This window comes from Borreliella valaisiana VS116, from assembly GCF_000170955.2.
Classification (GTDB): Bacteria; Spirochaetota; Spirochaetia; order Borreliales; family Borreliaceae; genus Borreliella; species Borreliella valaisiana.
In genome coordinates this window covers 28,108-53,953 of sequence record NC_012177.1, presented here as the reverse complement: position 1 = coordinate 53,953, position 25,846 = coordinate 28,108, and the positions used below count along the sequence as shown (strand labels likewise).

30 protein-coding genes and 1 pseudogene are annotated in these 25,846 nt (G+C 27.6%); 14 read left to right on the top strand and 17 right to left on the bottom strand.

Annotated features, from left to right (window positions below; all coding sequences use genetic code 11):
• Positions 1–128: 128 nt before the first annotated feature.
• Positions 129–939: pseudogene (thyX, locus tag BVAVS116_RS06865) on the bottom strand (FAD-dependent thymidylate synthase).
• Between the two features lie 209 nt (positions 940–1,148).
• A complete protein-coding gene (locus BVAVS116_RS04740) occupies positions 1,149–1,967 on the bottom strand; it encodes an OMS28 family porin (protein ID WP_012665701.1) in 819 nt (272 codons plus the stop codon).
• A gap of 527 nt (positions 1,968–2,494) precedes the next feature.
• Between BVAVS116_RS04740 and BVAVS116_RS04735 the strand changes: the two genes are divergently transcribed.
• From BVAVS116_RS04735 to BVAVS116_RS04690, 10 genes are all read left to right on the top strand, one after another.
• Positions 2,495–3,370: a complement regulator-acquiring protein gene (locus BVAVS116_RS04735; protein WP_012665700.1), complete on the top strand. Its 876-nt coding sequence runs from the start codon at positions 2,495–2,497 to the stop codon at positions 3,368–3,370.
• Positions 3,371–3,540: 170 nt separating this feature from the next.
• Positions 3,541–4,392 carry a complement regulator-acquiring protein gene (locus BVAVS116_RS04730; protein ID WP_012665699.1) on the top strand — a complete coding sequence of 284 codons (852 nt, stop codon included), beginning with the start codon at positions 3,541–3,543 and terminating at the stop codon, positions 4,390–4,392.
• 241 nt (positions 4,393–4,633) lie between these two features.
• Positions 4,634–5,416 carry a complement regulator-acquiring protein gene (locus BVAVS116_RS04725; protein WP_012665698.1) on the top strand — a complete coding sequence of 261 codons (783 nt, stop codon included), beginning with the start codon at positions 4,634–4,636 and terminating at the stop codon, positions 5,414–5,416.
• Between the two features lie 240 nt (positions 5,417–5,656).
• Positions 5,657–6,367: a complement regulator-acquiring protein gene (locus BVAVS116_RS04720; RefSeq protein WP_012665696.1), complete on the top strand. Its 711-nt coding sequence runs from the start codon at positions 5,657–5,659 to the stop codon at positions 6,365–6,367.
• Between the two features lie 238 nt (positions 6,368–6,605).
• Positions 6,606–7,391: a complement regulator-acquiring protein gene (locus BVAVS116_RS04715; RefSeq protein ID WP_012665694.1), complete on the top strand. Its 786-nt coding sequence runs from the start codon at positions 6,606–6,608 to the stop codon at positions 7,389–7,391.
• 86 nt (positions 7,392–7,477) lie between these two features.
• Positions 7,478–7,879, top strand: coding sequence for a complement regulator-acquiring protein (locus BVAVS116_RS04710; protein ID WP_012665693.1), 402 nt, complete (start codon positions 7,478–7,480; stop codon positions 7,877–7,879).
• A gap of 100 nt (positions 7,880–7,979) precedes the next feature.
• Positions 7,980–8,651: a complement regulator-acquiring protein gene (locus BVAVS116_RS04705; RefSeq protein ID WP_012665692.1), complete on the top strand. Its 672-nt coding sequence runs from the start codon at positions 7,980–7,982 to the stop codon at positions 8,649–8,651.
• 160 nt (positions 8,652–8,811) lie between these two features.
• On the top strand, positions 8,812–10,077 hold the full coding sequence (locus tag BVAVS116_RS04700) for a complement regulator-acquiring protein (RefSeq protein WP_012665691.1): 1,266 nt from the start codon (positions 8,812–8,814) through the stop codon (positions 10,075–10,077).
• Positions 10,078–10,246: 169 nt separating this feature from the next.
• Entirely contained in the window at positions 10,247–11,122 is an 876-nt protein-coding gene (locus BVAVS116_RS04695; protein WP_012665690.1) for a complement regulator-acquiring protein, read from the top strand.
• 154 nt (positions 11,123–11,276) lie between these two features.
• Complete coding sequence (locus BVAVS116_RS04690; protein WP_012665689.1) at positions 11,277–12,239, top strand: complement regulator-acquiring protein; 963 nt, start codon at positions 11,277–11,279, stop codon at positions 12,237–12,239.
• 119 nt (positions 12,240–12,358) lie between these two features.
• Here the strand turns inward: BVAVS116_RS04690 and BVAVS116_RS06385 are convergent, their stop codons facing one another.
• Positions 12,359–12,535: an Lp6.6 family lipoprotein gene (locus BVAVS116_RS06385; RefSeq protein WP_012665688.1), complete on the bottom strand. Its 177-nt coding sequence runs from the start codon at positions 12,533–12,535 to the stop codon at positions 12,359–12,361.
• 181 nt (positions 12,536–12,716) lie between these two features.
• Here BVAVS116_RS06385 and BVAVS116_RS04685 point away from each other — a divergent pair, with 181 nt between their 5' ends.
• The 4 genes from BVAVS116_RS04685 to BVAVS116_RS04670 all read left to right on the top strand — a co-directional run bounded on the left by BVAVS116_RS04685 (position 12,717) and on the right by BVAVS116_RS04670 (position 16,552).
• Complete coding sequence (locus BVAVS116_RS04685; protein ID WP_012665687.1) at positions 12,717–13,403, top strand: hypothetical protein; 687 nt, start codon at positions 12,717–12,719, stop codon at positions 13,401–13,403.
• Positions 13,404–13,755: 352 nt separating this feature from the next.
• Entirely contained in the window at positions 13,756–14,547 is a 792-nt protein-coding gene (locus BVAVS116_RS04680) for a hypothetical protein (protein ID WP_040351377.1), read from the top strand.
• 98 nt (positions 14,548–14,645) lie between these two features.
• Complete coding sequence (locus tag BVAVS116_RS04675) at positions 14,646–14,873, top strand: hypothetical protein (protein ID WP_012665685.1); 228 nt, start codon at positions 14,646–14,648, stop codon at positions 14,871–14,873.
• A 464-nt stretch (positions 14,874–15,337) separates the two neighbouring features.
• Positions 15,338–16,552 carry a hypothetical protein gene (locus BVAVS116_RS04670; protein WP_012665684.1) on the top strand — a complete coding sequence of 405 codons (1,215 nt, stop codon included), beginning with the start codon at positions 15,338–15,340 and terminating at the stop codon, positions 16,550–16,552.
• A 43-nt stretch (positions 16,553–16,595) separates the two neighbouring features.
• Here BVAVS116_RS04670 and BVAVS116_RS04665 read toward each other — a convergent pair whose 3' ends face one another.
• From BVAVS116_RS04665 to BVAVS116_RS04600, 14 genes are all read right to left on the bottom strand, one after another.
• Positions 16,596–17,165, bottom strand: a complete 570-nt coding sequence (locus BVAVS116_RS04665; protein ID WP_012665683.1) for a DUF777 family protein — start codon at positions 17,163–17,165, stop codon at positions 16,596–16,598.
• Positions 17,155–18,093, bottom strand: a complete 939-nt coding sequence (locus BVAVS116_RS04660) for a DUF693 family protein (protein WP_012665682.1) — start codon at positions 18,091–18,093, stop codon at positions 17,155–17,157. Before BVAVS116_RS04660 ends, BVAVS116_RS04665 begins: the two co-directional genes overlap by 11 nt.
• Positions 18,094–18,170: 77 nt before the next feature.
• Complete coding sequence (locus BVAVS116_RS04655; protein WP_012665681.1) at positions 18,171–18,980, bottom strand: hypothetical protein; 810 nt, start codon at positions 18,978–18,980, stop codon at positions 18,171–18,173.
• 40 nt (positions 18,981–19,020) lie between these two features.
• Complete coding sequence (locus tag BVAVS116_RS04650) at positions 19,021–19,584, bottom strand: DUF792 family protein (RefSeq protein ID WP_012665680.1); 564 nt, start codon at positions 19,582–19,584, stop codon at positions 19,021–19,023.
• A 17-nt stretch (positions 19,585–19,601) separates the two neighbouring features.
• Positions 19,602–20,900 (bottom strand): hypothetical protein, encoded by a 1,299-nt coding sequence (locus tag BVAVS116_RS04645; protein WP_012665679.1) that lies wholly within the window; start codon positions 20,898–20,900, stop codon positions 19,602–19,604.
• 8 nt (positions 20,901–20,908) lie between these two features.
• On the bottom strand, positions 20,909–21,127 hold the full coding sequence (locus BVAVS116_RS04640) for a DUF1322 family protein (RefSeq protein ID WP_012665678.1): 219 nt from the start codon (positions 21,125–21,127) through the stop codon (positions 20,909–20,911).
• Complete coding sequence (locus BVAVS116_RS04635) at positions 21,120–21,611, bottom strand: DUF1473 family protein (protein ID WP_012665677.1); 492 nt, start codon at positions 21,609–21,611, stop codon at positions 21,120–21,122. The genes BVAVS116_RS04640 and BVAVS116_RS04635 overlap by 8 nt, the downstream gene beginning before the upstream one ends.
• A gap of 44 nt (positions 21,612–21,655) precedes the next feature.
• On the bottom strand, positions 21,656–22,078 hold the full coding sequence (locus BVAVS116_RS04630; RefSeq protein ID WP_012665676.1) for a DUF1463 family protein: 423 nt from the start codon (positions 22,076–22,078) through the stop codon (positions 21,656–21,658).
• Positions 22,078–23,148 (bottom strand): DUF787 family protein, encoded by a 1,071-nt coding sequence (locus BVAVS116_RS04625; RefSeq protein ID WP_012665675.1) that lies wholly within the window; start codon positions 23,146–23,148, stop codon positions 22,078–22,080. Before BVAVS116_RS04625 ends, BVAVS116_RS04630 begins: the two co-directional genes overlap by 1 nt.
• 43 nt (positions 23,149–23,191) lie before the next feature.
• Positions 23,192–23,731, bottom strand: a complete 540-nt coding sequence (locus BVAVS116_RS04620; protein WP_012665674.1) for a DUF764 family protein — start codon at positions 23,729–23,731, stop codon at positions 23,192–23,194.
• A complete protein-coding gene (locus BVAVS116_RS04615; RefSeq protein ID WP_012665673.1) occupies positions 23,712–24,086 on the bottom strand; it encodes a hypothetical protein in 375 nt (124 codons plus the stop codon). The genes BVAVS116_RS04620 and BVAVS116_RS04615 overlap by 20 nt, the downstream gene beginning before the upstream one ends.
• Positions 24,083–24,457, bottom strand: coding sequence for a DUF1506 family protein (locus BVAVS116_RS04610; protein WP_012665672.1), 375 nt, complete (start codon positions 24,455–24,457; stop codon positions 24,083–24,085). The genes BVAVS116_RS04615 and BVAVS116_RS04610 overlap by 4 nt, the downstream gene beginning before the upstream one ends.
• Entirely contained in the window at positions 24,454–24,924 is a 471-nt protein-coding gene (locus tag BVAVS116_RS04605; protein WP_012665671.1) for a DUF3890 domain-containing protein, read from the bottom strand. The genes BVAVS116_RS04610 and BVAVS116_RS04605 overlap by 4 nt, the downstream gene beginning before the upstream one ends.
• A gap of 2 nt (positions 24,925–24,926) precedes the next feature.
• The gene (locus BVAVS116_RS04600; protein ID WP_012665670.1) at positions 24,927–25,844 is read right to left on the bottom strand and encodes a hypothetical protein; all 918 of its coding nucleotides are present in this window, start codon (positions 25,842–25,844) and stop codon (positions 24,927–24,929) included.
• Positions 25,845–25,846: the final 2 nt, after the last annotated feature.

Genomic DNA, 25,846 nt, shown 5'->3' with positions numbered 1-25,846 from the left:
ACTAATAAATGCTTAATGCATAATTCATATAGTTTTTTAAAAAAATTACACTTTATCCTAAAAATTAAACTTTGGCCATAATTTCTAAAATCTGTTTAATACTTAAAAAGATACTAAACAATACAAAGTCAATCAATCCCCGGTTTATTTTTTAATAAGTCCAATTTTTTAGCATCCATACTAAGCTTATTTAAATCCAAAGCATTAATAATTACTATTATTTCTTCACGAGAAAATCTCTTTCCTCTCAAACAATGACTTTCAAAACTGTTAAAAGAGATGGGGACAATTTCTTTTACTATACTTATTAATGCTTTGGCATATTCGCGCATTTCTTTTGGCGAATTTTCTTTAATTTCTTTTGGATTGTCTAAAGCTAATCTCAATTTAATAAAATGGAAAAGATTATTTAAATCAATTTGCCAATACCATTCAGTATATAAGATATAAGCTTAAAGGTAAAATTATTCTTGAAAGTTCTTTTGGAATATTAGAATTAACCATATCTTGATAAAGTTTATAAGAATTTTTTTGATGATGTTTTATTTTGTCTGAGAAACTTTTTTCCAAAGAATTTAATTCTCCTTTGGGTTGACTATTGCTAGAAATTTGATATTCCAAATCTTATGCCAAGGGAACATAAAATTCTTCTCTTGCCAAGCTGTAGTATCCATAAACTTCATTAATCCTTGCGGTTCCATGCTTCATCCATTGCCTTGCAATAAATATTGAGGCTTTAATATGAAATGTAAAAACCACCTGCTCCAATGGACTTTTATGTCCATTCCTTATTAAATAGTCAATAAGTTCCTCATCTTTCCTTTTAACACTGTCTCCTCGATAAGAAATTCTTGCAGCCTAAACTATTCTCTTATCATCTCCCATAAAATCAATAAGCTTTAAAAACCCATTGTATAAAACTTTGTATTCTTTATTCAAAAATTGATACTCCTTGCTTAAAGATAAATTTATTAACTTTTTAAGAATGCAAATATTTAGAATGCAGATGTTATATCATAAAAACAGCCTTAATGGGGGGCTTAATTTTATCTTAACAAAATAAAAAATAAAAAAAAGGCAGAAACTAATATAATTAGCCTCAAACCTTTTCCTTTAACCTTTAATAATTTATAAATCTATATAATCAACTATCTCATATATAAAGAAATGGACATTACTTTTGTAAGATCTCTTGCACCTTGAGCTACCTTAACAACACTAGAAATAGCCTTTGCAACATCTTTTTTTGCTACTGCTTGATCCTTATTTGATGGATTAAAACCATTAACGGTGTTGAGAACTTTTTGAGCCTCTTGAACGGTTTCATCTAAAGCCCTTTCAGAAGCCATTAAAGTTTCTTTAACTTGTTCTACTTTAGCAAATTCTTCTTTTGTCAATTCTAATTCCTTATTATTTGGAGATTTATTTGACATTATTTGCTTCTCTATTAAAAACATTGCTTCGCCTGCAACAGAAACAGCTTTTTGAGTTTCTTGAACAGCCTTTTTGGACATTTCAACAACCTTATTTGCATCCTCAGCAACCATTCCTGAGCACTTAGCTACAATTGTTGCTTCTTCTGATGCAACAACAGTCCCTTTAGCAACATCTGAGATTACAGACATTGAACCAACGAACTTTTTAACTATCCCCGCATCATTTGATTCTACCAGTGCAAGAGATGACTCTCTAACTTCCTCTAATTTAGTAGAAACATCTTCTGTCACCTTATTAATAATATCTAGAGCTTGATTAACTTGATCTTTTTGACCCAATTTTTTATCATCTTTTTGACCCAATTTTTTATCATCTTTTTGATCTAATTTTTTATCGTCTTTTTGATCTGGTTGTTCTAAAACGTTGGATTGAGGTTGAAGAATATTTACATTGTTAGAATCTGCAAACACATTTAAATTTACAAATCCAAACAATAATCCATTAATTATTAAATTACCAAATATTTTCATTGTTAATTCTCCTTATATAAACTGATTTATTTTAAACATTTTAAAACATAACTAAATTAGAATCAATATATATTTGTATAAAAACATATAATTAACTTTTTTAATTAAAGATGCGTTTTAAAACAAAGGCTTTTTAATAAGAATTATTAAACTTAAATTTTACATTAAATGGGGAGAACGGTGTTATTTTATAATAGTTAGATTTATTATTATAAAATAACACATGAAAAATATACTGCAATTATCAATAAAAATAAAGCTAATAACAAAAATTTTTAAAATTAATATAACTTCCAAATACAACATTAACATCAATGTTGATAGCATTACGAACAATTTTTAAAACCCGATCGAAAAATTTTAAACTTTTTTTTTAAAAAAAATTATTTTAAATGGTTAATTTATTGTCTTTTATTTTAAATAAATAAAACAAACATTGAAAATTAAACGAATTGAAATATATTTATATTAGAAATATTGAGCTTGCCAAATAACACTAATGATTAAATTTTTTAAAGGATTACGTCTTGAAGAAAAACACAATTTATAAAATATTAAAACTATTTAAAATAACTTTACTGGCCTCATGTTCTTTTTATTCTAAACCAAACGACAAAGAAGCAACAAATGAATTACAACCAAACCACATTGAACTTAACAAAACTAGCATTACAAAAGAAGGAAATCTTAAAAAGATTTTAAACTTAGGGCAAAAAGAGCCCTCAAACAATGGAAAGGAAAATGTAATTCAAAAAATTACACAAAGATTTAATGAAAATGAAAAATTGATTAATAAAATTGGACCAAATATAGAAATACTTGCTCAAAAAATAAATACAGATGTTCAAAAAATCGAACCTATTAATCAATTTGAAATAAACAAAAACACATTCCCAGAAAAGCAAGACGATAATATTGATGCAATATTGGAAAATAACCTTTTTAGAAGATTATTTTATTCATCTCTTGAGTATGATGAGAATAATATCAAAAGATTAATCACAATCCTTGCACAAGCATCAAGTTCAAATGGCGACCATTACAGAGTTATTGGCTTAATTTTTTGGACAGGATTCAAAATCCAAGAATCATTTGAAAAGGCTGTCAATCTTTTAACAAAAGACGAGCAAAGACGCTTAATGTTCAATTTTAAAACAAAAACAGTAAAAGATGTTCAAGAAAATTTTGAAAAACTAATACAAGAACGAAATGCATGGATAACAATCGTAGAAAACATTATTAGCGACTATGATAAATATGCGGGAATTAGAGCTGATGGAATAGTGCTAAAAGAATTCATAAAAAATGGATACGAGCATAAATTCAATCCAAATAAAAGTATGCAAATTTTAATGGACATTGAAACACTGCTAAAAGCCTGTTGTGACCACATACACTACTAATTAGTAGTGTATGTGGGATAAAAATAATTACAAAATAAAAAAAAATTCCAAAAAAGTTGTTTTTAATATTAAATGGTATTATTATTTAATAATAATGATTATTATATAGTTATAATATTATTTTGTATTAAAATTGATAACTATTAATTTTAATTTATAAGGAGCGTATTTTGACAAACACTAAACTAAATATCATTAAGCTTAATATCATTACAGCGATATTAACTTTAATTTGCATCTCATGTGCACCTATTAATACTATTAATCCAAAAGAAACTAGCAATACTAATAAAAAAGAAACTAGCAATACTAATAAAAAAGAAACTATCAACACTAATAAAAAAGAAAACAACCAAAATTTTGAAAATAAATCTGGTGAATCTGGTGAATCTGAAAATCTCGAACATTTATATCAAGAATATCAAGATCTCAAAATTGAAATTGAAAAATATAAAGAAGATGAAGCTTCACAATTAAAAGCAATTAAAAATCATCTGGAAAAGCAAAAAAATAAAGAAACTGAAGGAATAGCTAAAGTTGATGCAGAAATAGCTAAAACTGATACACAATCTGATTTCCTAAAGACTTTTACTGCCGATACATCTTATGATCATCGCGATAAAGACCTACTAGCAATAAAAAGAATTATTTACTCATCTTTATATTACAACGCAACAAGAGTAAAAACATTAACCAGAATTCTTGAAAAACTTCATGCACATGATGAACACAATATAATAGTTACAAGATTACTTTATCCAATAGCACTGGGTATTCAGCTCCAACTAGAAAGTTGTTTAGAAAACATAACAAAAGATGAATTACATCTTCCAATCCAACAAGATTCTGAAAACCTATTAGAATTTGCAAAAGCCGGCTTAAAGGAAAAAGACGACTTTGGAAAAGCCCTAAACAAGACTATTAACGATTACAATAGGAATTCTGGCGAAATCAAAACCGATATCGAAAAACTCGCAAACTACATGAATGAGCAATTCCCAGATTATGATTTTAAAAAATAATTAATAACTAATTAAAACAAAAAAAATTGATGCACTTGATATTTTTTAAAAGAGAAGTTAATTCTTCTCTTTTTTTTTTATTCACTTAATCTAAATCCAAACTGAAAACAACAATGTCAAAAAATAATATTAAATAATATTAAATAAAACTGTTATTATTTGACATACAAATTAATATAGTTATATTATTATTTTGTATTAAAGTTAATAACTATTAATTTTAATTTATAAGGAGATTATTTTGACAAACACTAAACTAAATATCATTAAGCTTAATATCATTACAGCGATATTAACTCTAATTTGCATCTCATGTGCACCTGATAATCAAATCAATCCTGACCTAAGCAGTAACACCAATCTGGAAAAATTTGGCCAACACTTTAAAGATAGATCTCGTGGATCTCAAGACCATGGACATTCATATCAAGAATATCAAGATCTCAAAATTGAAATTGAAAAATATAAAGGGAATAAAGCCTCACAATTAAAAGCAATTAAAAATCATCTGGAAAAGCAAAAAAAGAAAGAAGATATAGAAATAGCTAAAATTGATGCAGAAATAACTAAAACTAGTACACAATCTGATTTCCTAAAGACTTTTACTGCCAGTTCATTTTATGCTAACCCTGAGAAAGACCTACTAGCAATGAAAAGAATTATTTACTCATCTTTATATTACAACACAACAAGAGTAAAAACATTAAACGAAATTCTTGAAAAACTTAATACAAGTTCCGAGAACAAAAAAGTAGTTACAAACTTACTTTATAAAGTAGCACTGGGTATTCAGCTCCAACTAGAACTTTGTTTAGAAAACATAACAAAAGATGAATCACACTCTCCAAACCAAAGAACCGAAGAACTGCTAGAATTTGCAAGAAATGACTTAAATAGAAAAGACAGATTTGTAAAAGTCCTAAACAAGACTATTAACGATTACAACAGGAATGCTGGCGGAATTAAAACCAATGTCGAAAAACTAGCAAGCTACATGGATGAAAAGTTTAAAGCCCTTGAGTAATAATCTCGCCCATGACTAATTTAAACAAAAAAATTAATATGTTGCACTTGATATTTTTTAAAAGAGAAGTTAATTCTTCTCTTTTTTTTTATTCACTTAATCTAAATCTAACTAAAAACAACAACTTTTAATTTTTATTAAAGTTTAAATTTAAACTTTAAATAATTTGATATACATTTGTAATATGTACTAAAAATTATTTTGTATTGCATTACTGCATTTTTATAAAAGGAGAATATTTTGAAAAAAAATGATTTAATATTAACTAATATTGTCATTGCAACACTTCTTTTGTGCTCTTGTAGCTTGTTCCAAGGAACAATAACCCAAAGAATATCGGCGGAAATAAAAAGATTTAAAGAAAAAGTAGAACAATATAAAGATAAAACTGAAGACTTTGACCAGTTTGGAATGAAATATTCGGTCTTTAATACAGATACAACTGCCGCCCTTAAGCTTGCAAAGCTCAACTCGGACTCAAAAAAAGATGAGAGACGACTATTTTACTCTTCTCTGGATTACAATACAACAAGAATTGTAAACTTTGGCAAAATACTAACACAACTTTACAAACACCAACAAAAAGAACACCATCAACTAATTGAAGAAGTTATTCAAATAGGATATTTTGGCATTCAAAAACCCCTTGAAGAGACAATTTTAAAAATATCTGATGACAAAGATGAATTAAAAAGGCTAGGCAAAGAAAACCTAAAAACTATTGAGACTACAATAAAAGAACTTTTTGAAATAAAACAAAATTGGATCAAAAAGGTAGACGAGATTATTCTCAGCTACAACGAAAATTTAGAAGAAATTAAAGAGAATACTAACAAACTAGCAGACCACATTAGAAATGAAATTAAACCAGAAAAATATGACACACTAGCTGTAATTGTAAAAATAAAAGAAATAACTGAAAACCAATACAACATTGAAATGCCTAAATAAACACCGTAAAAACAGTATTAGCAAAAATGAAAGGGGTGCCTGGTATTAAAGGGTTAAATCTTACAAAATTAAAACAAAAACCTAAAGCTTGCAATAAATATTTAATCCTTTTAATATCAAATATTATTTATATTATTTATAATATTTATATTATTTAATAAAAATAACAATATAAGTTTTATTATTGTTTTATATTAAAAATAATAAATATTGATTTTAAATTTATAAGGAGAATATTTTGACAAAAACTAAAATAAATAGAATCAAGTTTAATATTGCAACAATATTAACTTTAGTTTACATCTCATGTACACCTGTTAACAAAATCAATACAAACAACCAAATCAACCCAAAAAAATCCAGCAACACTAATCTAAGAGAAACCAACAACAGCGATCTAACAGGAATTACCAAAAATTTTAAAAATAAATCTAATGGATCTGAAGATCTCGGATATTCAATTCAAAAACCTAAAGAAGATATAATCGCAAAATTAAAAGCAATTGGCAAAAAGCTCGAAGCTCAAAAAAAACTAGAAAATACAGAAATAGCCAAAATTGCTTCAGAATCCGATTTTCTAAATACTTTTAAAGTCAGTCCTTATGATATTCTTGTAGAAGCTAATCTAATGCAAATAAAAAGAATGATTTACCCATCTTTAAATTACGACACAAAAAAAATAGGAACATTAAAAGAAATTTTTGAAAAACTTAAAAAAAATACCAAAAAATATAATATAATTGGAATCTTTATTCATCACGTATCATGGAATATTCAATTCCACCTAGACAATCATTTGGAATCAATAAATACAAAATTAGACACTCTAAGCCAAAAAGAATCCGAAGAACTACTAACGGCCGTAGAAACTGACATGCAACTAAAACAAAGGTTTACAAAAACCCTAAAAGCTACTATTGAAGATTACAATAACGATGTTGGAAACATTAAAACTGATGAGGAGAAATTAGCAAACCATATGGATGAAAATTACAAAGATAGTAGTGCTTTAAAACCCATTTAAATCCCATATATTACAATATAAATATGTTGAAATTTGGTATTTTTTAAGATTAATAAATATTGATTTTAATTTATAAGGAGAGTATTTTGACAAACACTAAACTAAATATCATTAAGCTTAATATCATTACAGCGATATTAACTCTAATTTTCATCTCATGTGCACCCATTAATAAAATTGGTCCCAAACCAAAAAATTACACCAATCCAAAAGAAAACACCCGAAATTTTAAAAATGCATCTCAGGATCTCGAGCCTTCAAATCAAAAGAATCAAGATCTCGGGCCTTCAAATCAAAAATCTAGAGAAACTATAATCTCAAAATTAGAGGCAATTGGCAAAAAACTAAAAGCTCAAAAAGAACAAGAAAATATAGAAATAGCTAAAATTGCACAATCTAATTTCCTAAATGATTTTCAAATTAATTTTTATGATACTATTCGCAAAGATTGGAAAAATTTAAACAACAATGTTTTTTTAATTTTATAAAGGTTTAAATTTAAACTTTAAATAATTTGATATACATTTGTAATATGTACCAAAAATTATTTTGTATTAAATTATTACATTTTTATATAAGGAGAATATTGTGAAAAAATACAAATTAGCGTTTATTAAGCTATTGACAACGTTACTTTTGTGTTCATGTAATTTAGGCTTAAAACAAGAGCTTGTCGAGAAAATAGAAAAAATCATCAAGCCCGTAGTAGAAAAAATAGAAAGTGACAAAAAAGAAGAAGAATTAATGACTAACCATGCAGAAGCCATTTTTTATTTAATTAAAAAAAATGATGAACTTTGCAAAGACTACAGAAGACAATTTTATTCATCTCTTGAGTACAATAAAATAAGAATTACAAACTTAATAGAAATTTTTTATAAAACTATAATACAAAATGCTGAGCTTATAACTTTGATTCAGTTAATAATTGACATAGGCTCAACTTTTGTTCAAAATCCCCTAGAAATTGCTATTCTTGACATAAATAAAAGAAAAGATGATCTTATTGACTTTAATAACAATGAAAAATTAAAGGATATTAAAAATAAAATTAATAAAATTCTAGCAATGCAACAACAATGGATCAAAAATATAGACAAGATTATTATCACTTACAATAGCAATAAAGATCTTCAAAACAATATTGAAGAGTTCGAAGCTTACCTAAGAACAACATATGACAACATATTAGCGCCAGACTCAAGCGAAATTTACGATTTAATGATAGAAATTGGAAGAGACTTACAAGAAAACTTATAAAGATACCGCAAAAAAAGAGCAAAAGGCTTTGCTCTTTTTTATTTATACTTATTGATTATTTTTTAATTTGAACTAAGTTTTTATTAATTAGTAATTAATTTTAAATTTTAATTAATTTTGATTATTAAAATTCATTAAAAAGAAATCGAGGAATAATATTTTGAAAATTAAATCATTAATGCATTTAAAGTTCATAGTCTTGCTTTTATTTTCTTGCACAGTTGATGCTCATCTAAACGAAGACTATAAAACCAAAGTGGAAGAACTTCTCAATAACACAACAAATGATCAAGCAACAATAAGTATTAATACAAAACCAAATGCTACGCAAAATAGCACAAACGCTAATAAAGTAACAAATCTACAAAAACAACCACAAGTAGCAAATAAACAACCGCAAATTTTGCAAAATCAAGCAAGTCCTGCAAGTCAAGCAAATCTAGAACAATTATTAAAGCAAGTAAATTCACCACAAGGAAGTCTAAAAAATGGACAAGCGAAAATACAAGTCACACCGCCAAAACAAATAGCACCACCAGCAGCACCTACTCAATCAGTTAAAAATGTGACTAAAGGTACAAAAACAACTATAAAAACTCCAAGCAAAAGAATTCAAAAACTTCCAAGACAAAAATCTGCCTTTAATTACGATTTGAGTCAATCAACAAACTATACAAATTTTAGCTTACAGCAAAACAATAATTCTCCTACAACTTATGACAAAGTTCAACTAAGCTTTAGTCAAGCATCTCTTAGCAATCATTCACAAACGTTGAAAAATAAACTTATTAGAAAAATTTTTGCAGAAAAAACTAAAACAAACAATAGTAACGGATTTAGAGAAACTTACGATCAATTTAAAATGAAAGATTCTGCATTTGATCTACTAGATGTTATTTCAAACACTTTAGTTTATGATAGAAGTTACGCGCCACAGCTTAACTCTAATACACCAGAAGCAGAAAATGAAAGATATAAATTCTATGCAATTTTGAATTTTGATCAATCCAAAACCAAAAAATTTGGATCAATAATGGAAATTCTTTACGCTGAGAATCAAAATCACAACCTAATCAGATCATTAATAATATCAGGACTTGGAATACAAATTTCTTTCGAACTTGCACTAGAAGAAATAGAGAAAAAAATTGAACTCTTTACCCAAGAGCTATTAAATAATACAATTGACGGCTTTAATTTTGACATTAAGATGCAAGAACTTAGCTTTAAGCTTAATGAAATATTAGCTGAAAGAAAAGAATGGTCAAAACACGTTGACACCCTTATTGCTAATGTAAACTCCAATGAGAGCCTAAAAAATCCTCAATCTTTGGCACAATACATTGAAAACAGGTATTTAGATAAAATGCAAAATGCTCGTCAAACTGTTCTTGATCTATACCTTAAAATAACAGAATTTAAATAGTTTATTTAAAAAACGAAAATAAACTATTTTACAATTATTTAATCAAAAGAAGAGAGCTGATCTCTTCTTTTTTTTATTGTTCAATTTAAAATTTGAACTAAATTTTAATAATTAAGTATTAATTTTAAATAATTAAAATTACTTAAAATTTTTATTAAAGGATTAAATTTTGAAAAAATTAAAATTATCAATATTTATAACATTGGGGATAATAGCATTTTTTTCTTGTAAGCTAAACTATGAAGATAATCAAAACAAAGTAGCAAGTTTTAAAGAAACAAAATTAGATGAATTAACTCCTCAAGAAGACACAAAAAAACAAGAACTCAAAAGTGCAACAAAAGACTTAAATACTCTCATCAAAGTCAACAAAAGCAATAAAGTCAACAAAAACAACACAGATCTAATTGACAAGCTCTTTGAAATCTTAAAAAAAGAATTGGCAATAATAAAAAGAGACAAACTCCAAACAGAAATATCTAGCCAATTTGGACTGAAAAATAGCATGTTTGAACTAATCAATGTTTACAAAATAAATCCTAATGGGGTAAAACTCAAAGAGAAAATGAACTCAAGCCTAGCAGAATCTCAAAAAATGAGAAGACAATTTTATTCATCACTAAGCTACAACACTACCGACATTTTTAATTTAGCAGAGATTGTAAACAAGCTCTACAAGAACCCAAAAGCCCACGACACAATAAAAAAAATATCAGGGGGCATACAAATTCAACAAAGATTTGAAGTTGCGCTTGAAGATTTATCAATTAACATGGACACACTAAAAGAAAATACTTTTAGTAAAAAAACTTTAGAAGAAATTTATACTGTAATTGTTGATTTAGTCGAAACAAAAAAAGAATGGCTTAATACAATAGAAACACTAATTAAAAGTTCAAACTCCACCTTAGAGCTACAAAACAATATAGAAAAGCTAACAGCCCACATAGAGCAACTCTATAAAGATAAGATAATTTCTCTTTGCTTGAAATCCGAGCAATCACTAATTGACTTAGACACATTATTTAAAAAAGATAATAATTAAAAAAATTTCAGAAAAATAAAAAAAAGAGAGCTTACGCTCTCTTTTTTTTTATTTTTTTTTGTACAATAATAATTTTGAATTAAAGTTATTAATTAGGTAATTAAAATTATTAATTAATATTAATTACTTAAAATTTTTATTGAAGGATAACATTTTGAAAAATAATAAATTAATTGCAATATTTTTATTGCATACATTAACTGTGCTAATTTTGCTTTCTTGCTCACTAGAAATCAAAGACGATACTGAAACTGGGCAAAATAAAAAAGCAAAGACAAAATCAACTAAAGGCACAAATGGCTTATTAGACATTAAAAAAATATCTAAAAAAGCTAAAATTGGTGAGAAAGCAATGGACAATCTGCTTGTTGCCATTAATACTCTAAAAAATCCACCAAAAGTTGCAGCTAATAATAAAAAAAATTCAAATTCAGCAGCCTTACAACAACCTAACAATGTTAATACTTTAAAACAAATAGTAGATCCTGAGGCTAAAGAGTTAATAAAAAAAATATTAGATAGATCTGAAGATATTATTCAAATAAGCGAAATAGATTCTAACAAAGGTGAGCCTGATGACCAATTTGGAATGAAAACAGAAATATTTAGTAAAATATTTTTCAATGCAGATTCAACAGTGACTTTTGAAGATCACGAATATCTAAACGAAAGAAGAATACTTTACACATCCTTACATTTTGACGAAAACGTAATTTTAAATATTGGAAAAATTTTATCAAAACTTAGCCAAGATTCAAACTACAAAAGCTTAGTTAAAGAAACCCTTATAAACAGAGGATTTAGCATTCAATTAGCAATGGAAGAAATCAGTGCAAAAATATTAGATGTAAAAGACAAGCTAGGACAACTAAACAAACCTAATTTGAAAGCACTCTTTTTTGATTTCAATAAACTTTTAACACTTAAAGACAAATGGCTAAAAGATGTAGATGACATTATTAATGACTACAATACTAATCCAGAATTACAAACTAACCTTTCAAAATTATATGACAACGTAAAATCAAAAAATTCAAAAGCTCAATTCGCAGATATTCACAATTTAATTTTAAATTTAGTAAATAAAACTACCAATATTCTTGCCCCAATTCAGTAGTATTGGTTTGTGATCCAAAAGGAAGGAGAGATTGTTGACAATCTCCCCTTCTTGTTTATATTTAATTTTTCTAATAATTGTTTATACTGTATTCTAAATTAATCTAAAATTAAATCCTATTACTTTTTAATTGCCTTCATAGGTTGTTTATTTGACTTCATAGGTTTTTCTGGCATTGGAGCTGTAACTTTTGAATTTTCATCGATAGCATTTTCCATTTCATCTGAAATTTTTGTAGTTTCGCAAGCAACAAATAATATTGCGCTTAAAAACATAGCGTACATTAGTTTTGTCATTATTTAATTCTCCTTATTTAAAATTTATACCATATTAAAATAAAATTTTAAAATAATCAATATTAATTGGTTTTTTATTTTAAAAAATAATATTATAAAATAAGTTATAAACTATTGATAAAATATATATAAAATGATATCTTATATAAATAAATTTGGATTGAGGAATAATTAAATATTTATGCGTGCAACTTTGAGTATTTTAAAAAAGAATTTAAACAATTCTAATATTGCAAGAGATGATATGAATGCATTTAAAAATAATCTAATTTACAAAAGCAAGTATATAAAGCCTTTAAACCCTATTCTTTGTACACAATTTTATATTAGAACCTACAATATAGATTCAAATGCAACAATTGAAATAAAATCACAAGCGCAATATTTAGACCAATACGATAATATTGCACTCACAAAAGGCAAACTAAAATCAATAAGCATCTTGGCTCACAAAAGCACTATGAATAAAAAAGGTTTGCAAAACCTGCTTCAATTAAAAAATCATAAAGATTTTATTGATTTTTTTGAAAATAATTACATACGATGTTGTTTGAATTTCGAAGATAGGCAAAAAAGAGAAATCAATTTAATGCCTTTGTTTCATTACCACAGCTTGTTAAGCATAAATAAAGCAATCCTAAGCAAAGAAAAATCAGGCGATTTGCAATTTGGAAGCTCTTTTTACGTATCAACCAATTACAGCTGGAAATATCTCAACTTTACCAAATTCCAAAAAAGCCTAAGCAAAATTAAACTTATCTATTCTCCTTATTCTAATAAAAAATATTACATTAAAGTAAGTCAAAACATTTACGATACACTCAAAATATTAACCAATGCTTTAAGATTAAAAGAATTCATCAAATAACTTAAATAAAATTTAATTTATTAAACACTTCCCACACACGTTTCAAAGAGGCACTCCCCAGAGAGTCCTCTTTGTATAGATTTATATAACTTAAGTAAAAATTCATCTTTTAAAATAGTGAGCTATATTTAAACTACAACGCTATTATCAAAATTTTAGCTTTTTAAAGCAATATAAATTAATACTACTTTTAACTACCTCCAAAGAAGTTCTTTTATTGCATTAAAGGACTTCTTTTTGCAAAAAATAAATAACTGCTATTTTTAAAAATTTTAATCTAATAATATTTAAAATAATTTATTAATAATCTTAATGGTGTATAATAAAATACATAAAGGATAAGGAACAATAAATGGGTAAAAGGATAATTTTGGTGTTATTGGTAATTCTGATCTTATCCTGCGATTTGTTTACAACTAAATCACCAAAAACTAAAAAACCAAAAAAGACGGAAAAAACAACTCAAGAACAAAAACCTGCAGCAAAAATAATTCCCGTAGTATCAATTCAAAGAGTAGAAATAAGACAATCAAATAACACCCCAACAAGCATTGAAAATTACTACAAACAAGCTTATCCTATTCAAACATTTTCTATTGATTTTAGCATTAACAGAGAACATGAATTTCAACAAGCAGAAGATAAAATCTTGTCTACACAAGGAAAAGTAGCGTCTTTGAGCATCTTAATAAATCAAAAATTGTTAGACTTAAAGCACCCAAAAAATTTCACATTCAAAACATTTAAAGAAATTCAAAATATTGAAAATTTTTTCCAAAATCAAGATCTCTTATTTGTTTTAAACCTTAAATCTAAAAATAATAGCAATATTATTAATATTATGCTCAATCCCCCAAACGACATCGGTAAGCCCAAAAATCACGTTTTAATAGGCATTAAAGATATAATTAAAAATGGCTTGGGTGAACAGTACTTAAATCCTATCTATAGATTTCAAATAAAAAACAACAAAGATTACCATTCAATAGATTACAACAAAGTGTCTATTACCGAAAATAGCATAGAATTAGACCTATTACCTCACAATCAAATTTTTAAACTAAATAAAAATTTTACTCAAATCTTAGAAATACTAACAGACATAAATAATCTAAAATTAATAATTCAAAAAGAATATATCTAAAAATATATTAAGCTTTAAAATTATATTTATTTAATTGATAAATATAATTTTATAATATATAATTACACTTAAATTGCTTAGGTTAGAGGAATGATTAAATGGTTAAAAAAATAATATTTATTTCGTTTTTAGTATTTATGATGTCTTGCAACGCAATTGGTCGTGGGGTTTTAATAGATTCTGTTCTTAATAAAGTGGTAAAAGACTTGGACCGAGAATCAGAAGAAGAAGAAAAAAAAGAAAAAAAAGAAAATTTAAACTCAAAACCCTCAATCAACGAAAATGCTGATGGCGATTCTGAAGAAGACGACGACGACATCGAGTAGGGTAAAATCACTTTATTTGAAAACATTTTATTAGATTAATATTTAAAATTTTAAGCTTACATTTTAAATATATTAATATATTCAAAGGAACATCGATTACATCCGATGTTCTCCTTTATTAATAAATCTGAAAAATTTAAAGTATGCTGTAGACTTAAGTAAAAAGCAAATCCTTTGCATCAATACAAAAGAGAAGAATGGTGCTGAGAATTTTATAAAAATAATTTAAAACAGCACCACTACTTCGACACCAAATTACAAATACACCAAAGGCCAAACACTAAAAAATATTAAATGCTAATTTCTACAAAATAGAAAGAATAAAAATTTAAAAATAATGATATAAAATATATGATACCCCCTTAAATCCCCTGTTAAGGGGATTTTTTATTTAAAATTAAAATCTAACAAATAATGTGGTATAATATTTGTCAATATTCTTGTTTTAAAAGGAGTGCAAGGCTTTGAAAAGCAAGCTTAGAAAAATTTCAAACAAATTCTTGATACTTGCATCATTGCTTCTGATTATTAGCTGTAATGCCAATATGAATGCAAATGACAAAAACAAAGCCTTAAACGAAAATAAATTAACAAATATTTCAGAAATTATTAAAAATAACTTACAAGTTGAATTGGACTTTAAAAAAGAACTTGAAACAAACGTCAATAAAAATACCCCCCCCATTTTAGAAATTGAAAAAATTGAACCTGAAAAACAAGAATTTCTCTTAAAATCTGAATCTGCTGGCGGAAGCTTAATGCCGCTAGAAACACCAGAAGAAATAAATATGGCAAAATCAGAAGAAGAAATTGCAAAAATACAAGAGAAATTGTTGTTAATCGGAGCTTCTGATGAAATTACAGAACAAGAACTGGGTCCAAATATGCAAAAATCTTTAAATCCAACTACAATAGAATTCAAAATTTCAAGAACCCCCGACGGACAAACAATACTTAATCCAATTGAAAAAGAAAAGCTTACTAACACTGAAGACAAAATTTTTGACCAAAAAGAAGAAAATAGCACCTTAAATGAAAATACAAAAACCCAAAATCAATTCCAAAAACAAGAGACATACCTTAGCAAAGATGGCAACTTTATTACAAAAGAATACGCAGAACAAGTTAGAAAATCTCTAGATAAAGCACTAAATGCAATAAAAAATTTAGAAAAATCTAAAGAGTTTGAGTTTGAAATTGAAATTGAAAACTTATCAAAGGATCTGGAAAACTCTGCAAACACAGCAGACAGCTTGACCACAAACAACAATAATATAGAAAAAACAAAAACTAAATTGCTTGAAGATTTAGAACAAAGTGAGCTTATTTTTGAAGACATTAAAGATCCCCTGGGAACAAGCACCATTAAACACGTAATAGATGCTGCTAACAATTGGAAAGAAAAAGAAAATTCAAGTCAAATAAACTGGGACTTCGGATCGAAGTTTCATCCAAAACCAAAGCTTTACAACAAACCAGTAGCTCAAGTATATAAAGCTTTGGCTGAAAAATTTACCGAAGTAAAAAATGAGTACAAAAATACAAAAGAACAACTAAAAGTTCAATCTAAATTGATAACCGTCAACATCAGAAAAATAATTGCCGCATCAAAAGAGTTTGCAACTCAAGTAAGAAATTTAATCTTACTAGTAGAAGACAATAATAAACAATCCTATTAACAATAACCTTAGGGTTGCAAATTATTGATTTTTGCGCGCTACTTCAAGCAATAGGACCCGTTTTTCCGGTTGTAGTTGTTGGCAAACCACTACTATTAATGTACGTCAGAGTACCAGAACTATGCATATGATTTTCGAATTTAGTTCCATTAATCTTTAAATTGCCTTTAATTTCAATATTATCTACATCAATAATCAATTTTTTGGCTCTAACTTTTACATTTTCACTTTGTGTATTAAACTCTTGCAAGCTCACTTTAAGCTCACCAAGATTAATGCCAATTTTTTTAGGATTAAGAACGCTTAGAATGTAAAAATAATTTTTGTCAAAATGATTATTGTCACTTTCTTGAAAGATATTAAAATTACTTTGAAGCAAAACCACTTCATCTTCTTCTGCTAGATCAAAATTAAAATTAGATATATTCATAGTGCTAATCTCTAGCCCTTCGTACTCTTTAATAGTAACAACACCTGTTTGAGTTTCACAATCAAAACTTTTAATAACACCTATTCTGCAAATAAAAACATTCTCAAAAAGATACTCCTTAAACACACCAACAGAAGAACCTTTTGGGTTGTCTACCCCCGCACAAAAATTATTATTTTTCATAATACATTCCTTTTTTACTCTCAGAGTAAAGCTCAAGATTTAAAACACACTCTCTAGTACTGCTTAGTCTGGCACTGGTATTTCTAACCTTACAATTAACATTGTTTCCGTGCCTGTCTTTAAAGCTTAGATTGTCTCCAATCCTAATATTGTGAGTAAACATTACTTGCGCCCGGTAAAAGCTTAAACTTGGATCAGCAGAACCTAAAGCATCTCTTTGAGGAACAAACAAAAGTCCATAATCTTCAAGTCTTTTGTACTGCCCAGAAACAACTTGTTCAAAATTAGTAAAAATAAATCTTGAATCAACGTCTTGCCCGAGATTTCCAATGTCAACGACAACAGAATCAACGTATCCTTGTCTTCTCAAATGTTCTATTAATCCTTTTGGCGAGTTGCAAGCCAAGCTCTCGTTAATCACTCTTGATTTTTCAAGTTCATTCATGCAAAAAATTGCTTTGTCCTTAAAAACATATTTTATTACATCAGCAACAGTACTACCTTTGAAATTTTTATACTCAAACTTTCTCTCTAAAAAGGTAGCCTTGGACAAAAGGTACAATTCACACTCAAAACTAAAATTCTCAGGCCCACCAATTCTCTCAACAGGTGCTCCTAAATAACCAGCCATAATAAATTGATAGTCTTGCTGATGCGTAAACTTCTTATAATAAATTTTTACAATGTCTGCAGTCTTAAAATCAGAAAAATCTAAAGGAACATTAAAAATTTGAAGTTTGGTTTTCTTGCCAATTATTAAATTATTCTCAGAATATGTATTTTGAATAACAATATTCAAATCAGGAGCACCATTTTGCGTAACAATAACAACCCTGGGACTCAAGCCTGCAAGTCTCCCGCCAATGCTGTTTTTAGAATCAACTGCATTGTAAAATTCAATCTTAAAATCGTATTGAAAAATTAACATCTTTTTTAAATAAAACTCCTTTTTTAAATTAACAAACCAATAAAATATTCAAATTAAAAAATTTAGATAAATTGATCTTAAAGAAGATCAAAAAACTCATCTTCACCTTGATCCTCTTCATTAACCCAATCGTCTCTGCTATTTAGCTCATATAGATTCTCATCTAGATCCTCATTTGATTCTTCTAGATTTTTGCTGCCTTTGCACAGATCTTCACTTTCTAACTCGTTTGAAAGCTCACCATTTTCCCGGTTAGCATTACACTTGTTCAAGATTCGTCTTTTGTTACATTCTTTTGAATTTTGTGGTTTTTTTGAAGTTTTTAAGTTTGAAAACTTTGATCTGGGCGGGCTGCTGGGACGACCCTTTAAAGACTTTAAACGACTCTTATCAGGATTTATTCTTTTTTTAATCTTTTCACTATATCTTGCATTCTTAAATTTAGCTTGAAAATAGTTTTCTAGAAAAGCAACTTTTTTAATAATTTTCTCTACAATAAGTTTTGTATATTCCGGATTTTCAATAAAACTTTTATTTTTATGATTTTTTGTTAAACGTTTATATTTCTCCAAAATCTTAAACAGCGGTAATTCAACCTCTTTTTGAAACCTACTCCTAGAAAGTCTGTTTTTTATTATTTTCTGCAAAGTATTAGAATAAATATTCAACTTATTAAGTTTAGCAAGTATTTCTTGACTTTTAATTTTACCGGCTTTATCTTGAGATTTGGTTAAAATCCCATTATCAATGCTGTGCATTAATACATACGCCAAATCTATGTCTTTTTTAAAATTCCATTTTATAAAATTAAATGGCCTTGCTACACTTGCATATGTTGTTGAAACAACAAATAAAAAAAATATAAAAATAAGCTTAAAGTGTCTCATTAATATTCTCCCAATATTAAAGCTATATTTATTTAATATTTTACCCCTTATAATTTAAAATATTAAAAGTTTTGCAAATTTTTACTTGCAAGCTAACTTCTACCTCTTCTAGATAAACCGTGTCTTTAAGCTTTAATGAATTAATACTCACCACCTCGTGAAATCCTACCGAAGGACTGTACATGCTATAATAAACCCCTAAGTTAAATCTCTGTCTAAATTGCATTTTTATAAAATTGCTGTTAAATTCTAAAGCACTGTTCATAAAAGGGGTCTCTTTTAACACACTTAGTAAAGTTTTATCATAAATAGATGACAAAATACCTTTATTGATTGTTACAATCTCGGGCCTTGTTGTAATGTTAAAGTTCACATATTCACTTTTTGTATTTGTAAAATCAATCACCGCTCGGTCTGAACTTATGCTTGAGAGATTTTCTTCTATTAGATCATTCTTTACAAAAATAAAAAACAGTTGGGGAATGTACCCAAGTCCTTTAAAATCAAGCCTTGGAAAAAGTAAAACAAAATTTGAAATGCTTGCTAAACTTGAAATTTGATTTACAATATCTTCTATTAGCCTTGTAGCTTGCTTTGTGATCATTTTAAACCTCTTTTAATTTAAGGCATTCTAGAATCATCATCAACTCCTCTTGAACTTGATCCACCACCATCTCTTAGCACATTTGTCATGTACTCAACCAAAGGCAAGTTTTCAAATGCCTGTCCCAATATATTGCCAAGATTTGAAAAAGTATTTCTTAAAGGATCTAACACACTGCTAGTAAAATCGTAACTTTTAGCCCATTCTAAAAGTTCTACAGTTTTTTCTAAAAGTGGATCTACTTTTGGCTCAAAAACACTGTTTATTATTTTGTTGCTATTTAAAACTTCAGGCTCACCGTTTAACTTATTGTTTAGAGAAATTGTTGGTTTGTCTAAACTTAAAACTTCTTCTAAATTATTCTCTCCGACTAGAAAATCATTTATTAGGCTAATAGCTTTAAAATCATTTTTTGCGTGCCCTTCGTTTTTCAATTTCTGCGCAAGCTCAACAATAAAAGAGAAATCATTTAAATTCGAATTTTGTGAACTTTGAAGAATATAAAGTTTTCTTAAAAAATCATTTCTCTCAAATTCTGTTTCAAAAGATCGCTGGCCTTTTAGTATTTTATTTGCACTTTCTCTCTGAACATCTTTGCAAATAAGATTTTCAAGACTTAGTTGGGAATTTTTTTTGTCTTTCAAATTTCGCAGTTCCTTTAAAGATAACTTAAAATCATTAAAACCATTTTTTATATTTAAAAAATCAACTACCCCTAAGTCTTTTGAAAGATTAAAGCTAAGCTCAGTCTTGTCAAAATTGGAATTTAACCTTAAATCTTTGAATGCATTAGTTTGATCTTTGTTAGAATTATTAAAAAAATTTTGCTTAAAAGCATTTTTAATACTTTCAGTCTTAAAATATGAATATTGTTTGCTAGAATCTAAATCTAATTTATCTATTTCTGGCTTTACATAAAAATCAAAATTGTTGCTTTTTAAATCCAAATTCTTAGCGCTAAAAACATTTTTGTCTTTTGCAAAGTCCCAATCCTTTAAAGCACTCTTTGGTTTGTTTCTCTTAAAATCTAGATTAAGGTAATCCTTAAAAGGAATGCTTTTGTTTGTGGCATTAAAAGATTTAAAACTTAATGGTTTTTGTAGATTGTCGTTTTTTAGCTTCTCAATATTTTTTAGTCTTTCAAGACTTAAGGACAAAAAATCTTTACTACTTCTTGGGCTCAAACTAATATTAAAAAAATCTTCCTTTTTAAAGCCTAAAAGCTCTTTTTTTAAATTATTTCTGGTGGCATTTCTATCAAGCACACCTTCTAATGTAATTGTAAATTTATTCTCATTATTGTTTTCTTCGTACATAAAAACCTTTAAAACATGCCACTAAAGGACAAAACTCGTTCGTACATTTCCTTGTTAAGCTTTAAATTAGCTACTCGAGTAACCTCTACAAGCTCTTTGTAGCTCATTTTTTTAATATCTTTGTATGTACAAATGCCCATTACAATAGGAAAATAGTACTTATTAGATTCCTTTTTCAAATGATCTATGTACTTAAAATAACTGGTTGCAATCTCTGATTTATTCATTAGTACCTTCTTGCAGTAAAGGCTCAAAACTGCCTTGTAGAGAAGCTTCTTGATTTAAGTCTGCGGATAATTTGCTTGTAATTAAAAAATCATAACTCCAGCGCTCATCAATGTAGTCGTACTTGATATAATCGCCGTTTCTATCTTGAAAACTTTCAATGTAAACTAAACCGGGCTGTTTAAATCCTTCTATTGTTTCAAAAAGTGAATACTGAACTGAAAAAAGAATTGTGGGCAGAGCGTACTTGTAAAGCTCAGAATATCTTCTCTCTTTATTTAGAATCTCATAAAATTCATCTAAAAATCCTCTTGAGATCATTAATTTGGTGATCTCTTTTAATGTTTGCAGATTGTTAAGTTTATTAATAAGTTCATCTCTTTCAACATCAAATCCCAAAACATTGTCCCACTCGTACATTGGAATATCTTTTAAAATGTATGTATGTGTTTTGGCTCTGGTTAATATTTTTAACTTGTATCTCATTTTAAATTCTTGTCCTTTATTAAAATATTAAAATTTAAATTCAATCAACTTGCTTTCTCAACATCACAATTGATTGCGTGAATTGTAAACTTAACCGTATCATTATCAGATGAATACTTTCTAGTTGGAATTTCTGCAAAAAATGCACTATTTGAAATAATTTTCAATCCCATTTGATCATTAAACACTAATCTTTTTAACTTTTGAGATTTTGGTACATTCTCGTAAAATTGCTCATTGCTTAGCTTTGTTAAAAGCTTGTAATCAAGAGATCCTTTGCTTACTTCTAAATCAAAAATATGAACAACGGTTCTTGGGTCTCTAAAGCTTGGAATTGGAAAATTTCTGTCTTCTGTACTTGCTTTGGCCATTACATTAGGCTCTGTACTGTACTCAACAGTACCTCTGTCTATTAAATTGTCATTAAAGCTAAAAAATACTAAATCTAATGAATAATATTCTCTCATTATGATGCTCTCCTTAAATATTCATTTATCTCTTGTGCGGTGATTATTAAACTAACATTGTTGAAACTGTCATTGTACTTAAGCGCAACTTCTAAGCTTAAACTCAAACCCTCAGAAGAGTTAATTCTAAGCTTAATCTCTTTGTAAGAGATAATAAGACCTCTTTGTTTAAGTTCATGGAAAAAACATTCAAGCCCCGCTGTGTATTCGTTTGGCAAATTGCCGTCCAAATTTAAAGCACCAAGTTTACTGTTAGCTCTATTGTTCTTATTCCAAATCCTAATAAGCTCTTTGATTGCCTCATTCTTAATATAATAAAGCGTAAAAGCTTCATCAATCGGATCCCCCGAAAGACTAACTCCTTCTTTGAAAGCTAAAATGCCATCATTGCCAGTTTCATTTAAAAGAGAATAAAAATTAATATTGGATTTTCTAAGAGAATCAATTATTAAATCATCATAAATAGGAGTAGCATTTAAAATCATCCCATAAGGATTAACAGCATGAAAAATACTTGCTTGATGCAAATAAATTGCTGCAAACTTAAGATGCAAATTTTCATTGCCGCTGTATACAGCAATAATATTTTTAAATTCACTCTTGTCCTTGTTTTTTAAAAAATTTGCTAAATTGCTATCTTTAGTAGAAATTACAATAAAATTACAAGCCTTTCTAATAGCTTCAAAATCACTGCTAATGTCGTCTCCCGCTTCATTTACAAAAACTACAAATGGATGTAAATTGGATTTTAAAAAATCTTTAATCTCTTTAATCTGATTGTAAACATAAAAATCAACTGATTTGAGTCCTTCTTGTCCAAAAAAATCACCCATTGATTTTTGTAAAGCTCTTAACTGATCGCCTGCTATTTTCTTCTTAGAAGAATCAGACTCATGGGCTTTTTGTATCTCAAGTTTTTTAAGCAATTCCTCAAAATTTGTAACACTTAATGCCAAGTATTTACTTTCTAAAACACTGCTTTTGTAGATTAAAAGCGGATTGTAATAATTAATTTTGTTGGTAATTAGTCTGTTTTGCACCAAACTAACGCTTATTGTATCTTTTGGCATTTTTCCTCCTTTTTTAATTTCTTTTTTAATTTCTTTTTAAAATTTATATTTCTTGTTTTATAACCTGTATATTTGCAAGAAAAATCTGATTAAAGCTAAAACACATATTGCTGTGCATATTCGAAACACCAAGTAGCCCATCATTATTTAAATTACTAAGCGAGCAGAGATAATAAGTTAAAAGCAAGCAATAACCACCTTCAAGCTCTTTTATAAAATCAAACCTGAATTTATTCTCATATAAAAATTCCAAAAAGTGCTCGTATACTTTGCACACGCTCTCATAAGAATCTCTGTAAGCTTTAAGTAAAGTAAAACTTAAAAAATAAAGCGAAAACCTTAATCTAAACTCATTAGATGTTTCACAAAAATTCCTGCCCCTTAGATTTCTAGGAGTAAGCCCTTCGAAAGATTCACTTTTTAATACAATTAAATTACTAGCATTTGTAGCAAACTTTTCTAAATATGGGTGGTTGTAAGTATTTAAAATTTCTAATTCTATTTCTTTAAGATCTAAATATTTCTTAAATTTCGTAAGTATTTGAATTAAAAACTGTACAGATTCATTTAATCCTACAATCATAATGCTTATCCTTTGCTTTTGCTTTTGAAAGATTAAGTTTTTCAACATTGTTGGTAAAACTTTTAAATTCTTTAGCCTTAAAAGCTCTTTTGGACTGAAGTTCTGTTTGTCTGCTAAGTAAATAGTTTTTACAAAAAACTCTAAACTGGTCCTTTATTTCAACAAGTCCTTTTTGAATAGATTTCCTAAAAGCTATTTTTATTCCTTTGTTTGAAAAAATATTAGAATAAAACTCTTTGTAAGCGGCCTTTGCCAGTTTAAAAGTAATATCTCTCCCAAGTTCTTCCGATTTGATATTAATACTATTTTCTGCATTAAAAGAATAAATGTCTTTAAATTCAATTTTTACACTCAACAAGAACTCCTTAAAACTAGAGTGTTGTAATGTAGACCTTCTTTGTAGCCTTTTTGAACTCCCAAAATCGAATAAAAATCGTCGTGGGCCTTAACCAAGTCCCCATACTCAAACTTAAAACTTGCAAGAGTATACACCTTGGCGTAGCTATTTTTATCAAAAATATTTACACCTTCAATTTCAACTGCTTCTTCTGGACTTATTAGCAAAAGCATTCCTTTAAAAACAATAGTATCAGAACTTTTAAATCTAGTTTCATAAGATGCATTAATTGGATCTTTGATTGTTCTAAATTTACAGAAAAAAAGATCTTGTGAATATGTACTTATAATTTTACTTAAACTTGTATTAATCATCTCTAAAGATTTCATTTAGCTACCCCTATTAAAGAGTCTTTTACTCTTAATTCTTCTATTAAGCTATCTAAGCATTTACAAAAATCACCCCCACAGCTACTGTTACTGCTTAAAGTTGTGGGAAAATATTCTAATGATATCTCTTTAAATTTTTCAGATTTGATGTAATTTAAATTAAAACCTTTCAATCTGTTTCGTTTTTTTAATTCACAACCAATAAAATAATAAATTAGAACAAACATTGTAGAATCATTTAAACTTTTAATTCTTATTCTTTTAAGAATTAAAATATTTTCAAGTAAATTCAAATATAACAAAAATTCTTTAATGCTAAAAGCTTTAGCGTCAAGCATTAAAAGCTCAAGTATTTGCTCGTACACTGTTTTTAAATCTGATTCTAGATTCTCAGCGTCTTTTTTAATGTCTAAAGTTTTTAAATTTGCGCTTTGGATTTGATTCGAATCTATTTTACTTTCATTCATTTTTAGCTCAATTTTATTCTAAGGATTGAATTTTTTGTTGCCAAAATTGTTCCAATAGAAAAATCAAGAAAACTTGTTCTGAAATTGCTACTTGAAACTTCTGTGTATGAATTTAATATCGGCTGGTGACCGTCTTTTAAAAGTAGTAGTTTGCTGCTTCTTGGGTATATTAAAATTTCATCGTCTAATAAATTTGTAGTCTCAAGTTCAATATTTGCATCATTATTAATTGCGCTTATAAAATCAAAAAGCATGTCTTTGTATGAATAATTATTGTTTGGAAGTCTTTCTAGTAAACGACCTTTGATTTTGCTAGTTGTAAGTATTTTAAAAGGCACTCTTCTCTCATCTTCTAAATTAATCTTTCCAAGTTCATCATTTATTGATTTTACTTGATCTAAGATGTTCGTCTGTTTAATTGTTTTGTCTATTTGGTTTGGAAGATTTGAAAGTCCGTACATAGTTTCATTGTTAGACTCATCAACAAGAAGAGTTCTTTTACTACTTTTTGAGAGTGTAAGTCCCCCTTTTAAATAATGCGCACTCATTAACTTTTGTATCTCAATTATTGCTCCAAAAAGTCCTTCCCTCATGTTAATGTTTGTGTTTGCCTCCACACTAACTTTTCCATCTGGTGCGTAGTAAGTAAATGCATACTGAAAAGGCAAATAATTAATTTTTACTATTTGTCTTTGGAACTTTATTGTTGAAACCGTATTAAAATCATTAACCTTTAATGTAGGCATGTCCGTTAAATTAGAATACCACTTAATAATTCTATCACTTCCAAGAGAAATATTACTACTCTCTATTTGTTGTGAATCTAGAAAATGATAATATTCTGGAATTGGGCATTCGCGCACCAAAACATCCCTTACTGTGTCTACATATTCGTCGTTATTTAATGTAATGTTGTCCATTT

Bases quoted from the DNA above. Each gene is read 5' to 3' on its own strand.
- BVAVS116_RS04600 (WP_012665670.1), bottom strand. From the start codon at position 25,844: ATGGACAACATTACATTAAATAACGACGAATATGTAGACACAGTAAGG.
- BVAVS116_RS04610 (WP_012665672.1), bottom strand. From the start codon at position 24,457: ATGAAATCTTTAGAGATGATTAATACAAGTTTAAGTAAAATTATAAGT.
- BVAVS116_RS04680 (WP_040351377.1), top strand. From the start codon at position 13,756: ATGGGTAAAAGGATAATTTTGGTGTTATTGGTAATTCTGATCTTATCC.
- BVAVS116_RS04740 (WP_012665701.1), bottom strand. From the start codon at position 1,967: ATGAAAATATTTGGTAATTTAATAATTAATGGATTATTGTTTGGATTT.
- BVAVS116_RS04655 (WP_012665681.1), bottom strand. From the start codon at position 18,980: ATGAGACACTTTAAGCTTATTTTTATATTTTTTTTATTTGTTGTTTCA.
- BVAVS116_RS04685 (WP_012665687.1), top strand. From the start codon at position 12,717: ATGCGTGCAACTTTGAGTATTTTAAAAAAGAATTTAAACAATTCTAAT.
- BVAVS116_RS04650 (WP_012665680.1), bottom strand. From the start codon at position 19,584: ATGATCACAAAGCAAGCTACAAGGCTAATAGAAGATATTGTAAATCAA.
- BVAVS116_RS04675 (WP_012665685.1), top strand. From the start codon at position 14,646: ATGGTTAAAAAAATAATATTTATTTCGTTTTTAGTATTTATGATGTCT.
- BVAVS116_RS04635 (WP_012665677.1), bottom strand. From the start codon at position 21,611: ATGAGATACAAGTTAAAAATATTAACCAGAGCCAAAACACATACATAC.
- BVAVS116_RS06385 (WP_012665688.1), bottom strand. From the start codon at position 12,535: ATGACAAAACTAATGTACGCTATGTTTTTAAGCGCAATATTATTTGTT.
- BVAVS116_RS04645 (WP_012665679.1), bottom strand. From the start codon at position 20,900: ATGTACGAAGAAAACAATAATGAGAATAAATTTACAATTACATTAGAA.
- BVAVS116_RS04605 (WP_012665671.1), bottom strand. From the start codon at position 24,924: ATGAATGAAAGTAAAATAGATTCGAATCAAATCCAAAGCGCAAATTTA.
- BVAVS116_RS04660 (WP_012665682.1), bottom strand. From the start codon at position 18,093: ATGTTAATTTTTCAATACGATTTTAAGATTGAATTTTACAATGCAGTT.
- BVAVS116_RS04640 (WP_012665678.1), bottom strand. From the start codon at position 21,127: ATGAATAAATCAGAGATTGCAACCAGTTATTTTAAGTACATAGATCAT.
- BVAVS116_RS04625 (WP_012665675.1), bottom strand. From the start codon at position 23,148: ATGCCAAAAGATACAATAAGCGTTAGTTTGGTGCAAAACAGACTAATT.
- BVAVS116_RS04620 (WP_012665674.1), bottom strand. From the start codon at position 23,731: ATGATTGTAGGATTAAATGAATCTGTACAGTTTTTAATTCAAATACTT.
- BVAVS116_RS04665 (WP_012665683.1), bottom strand. From the start codon at position 17,165: ATGAAAAATAATAATTTTTGTGCGGGGGTAGACAACCCAAAAGGTTCT.
- BVAVS116_RS04630 (WP_012665676.1), bottom strand. From the start codon at position 22,078: ATGAGAGAATATTATTCATTAGATTTAGTATTTTTTAGCTTTAATGAC.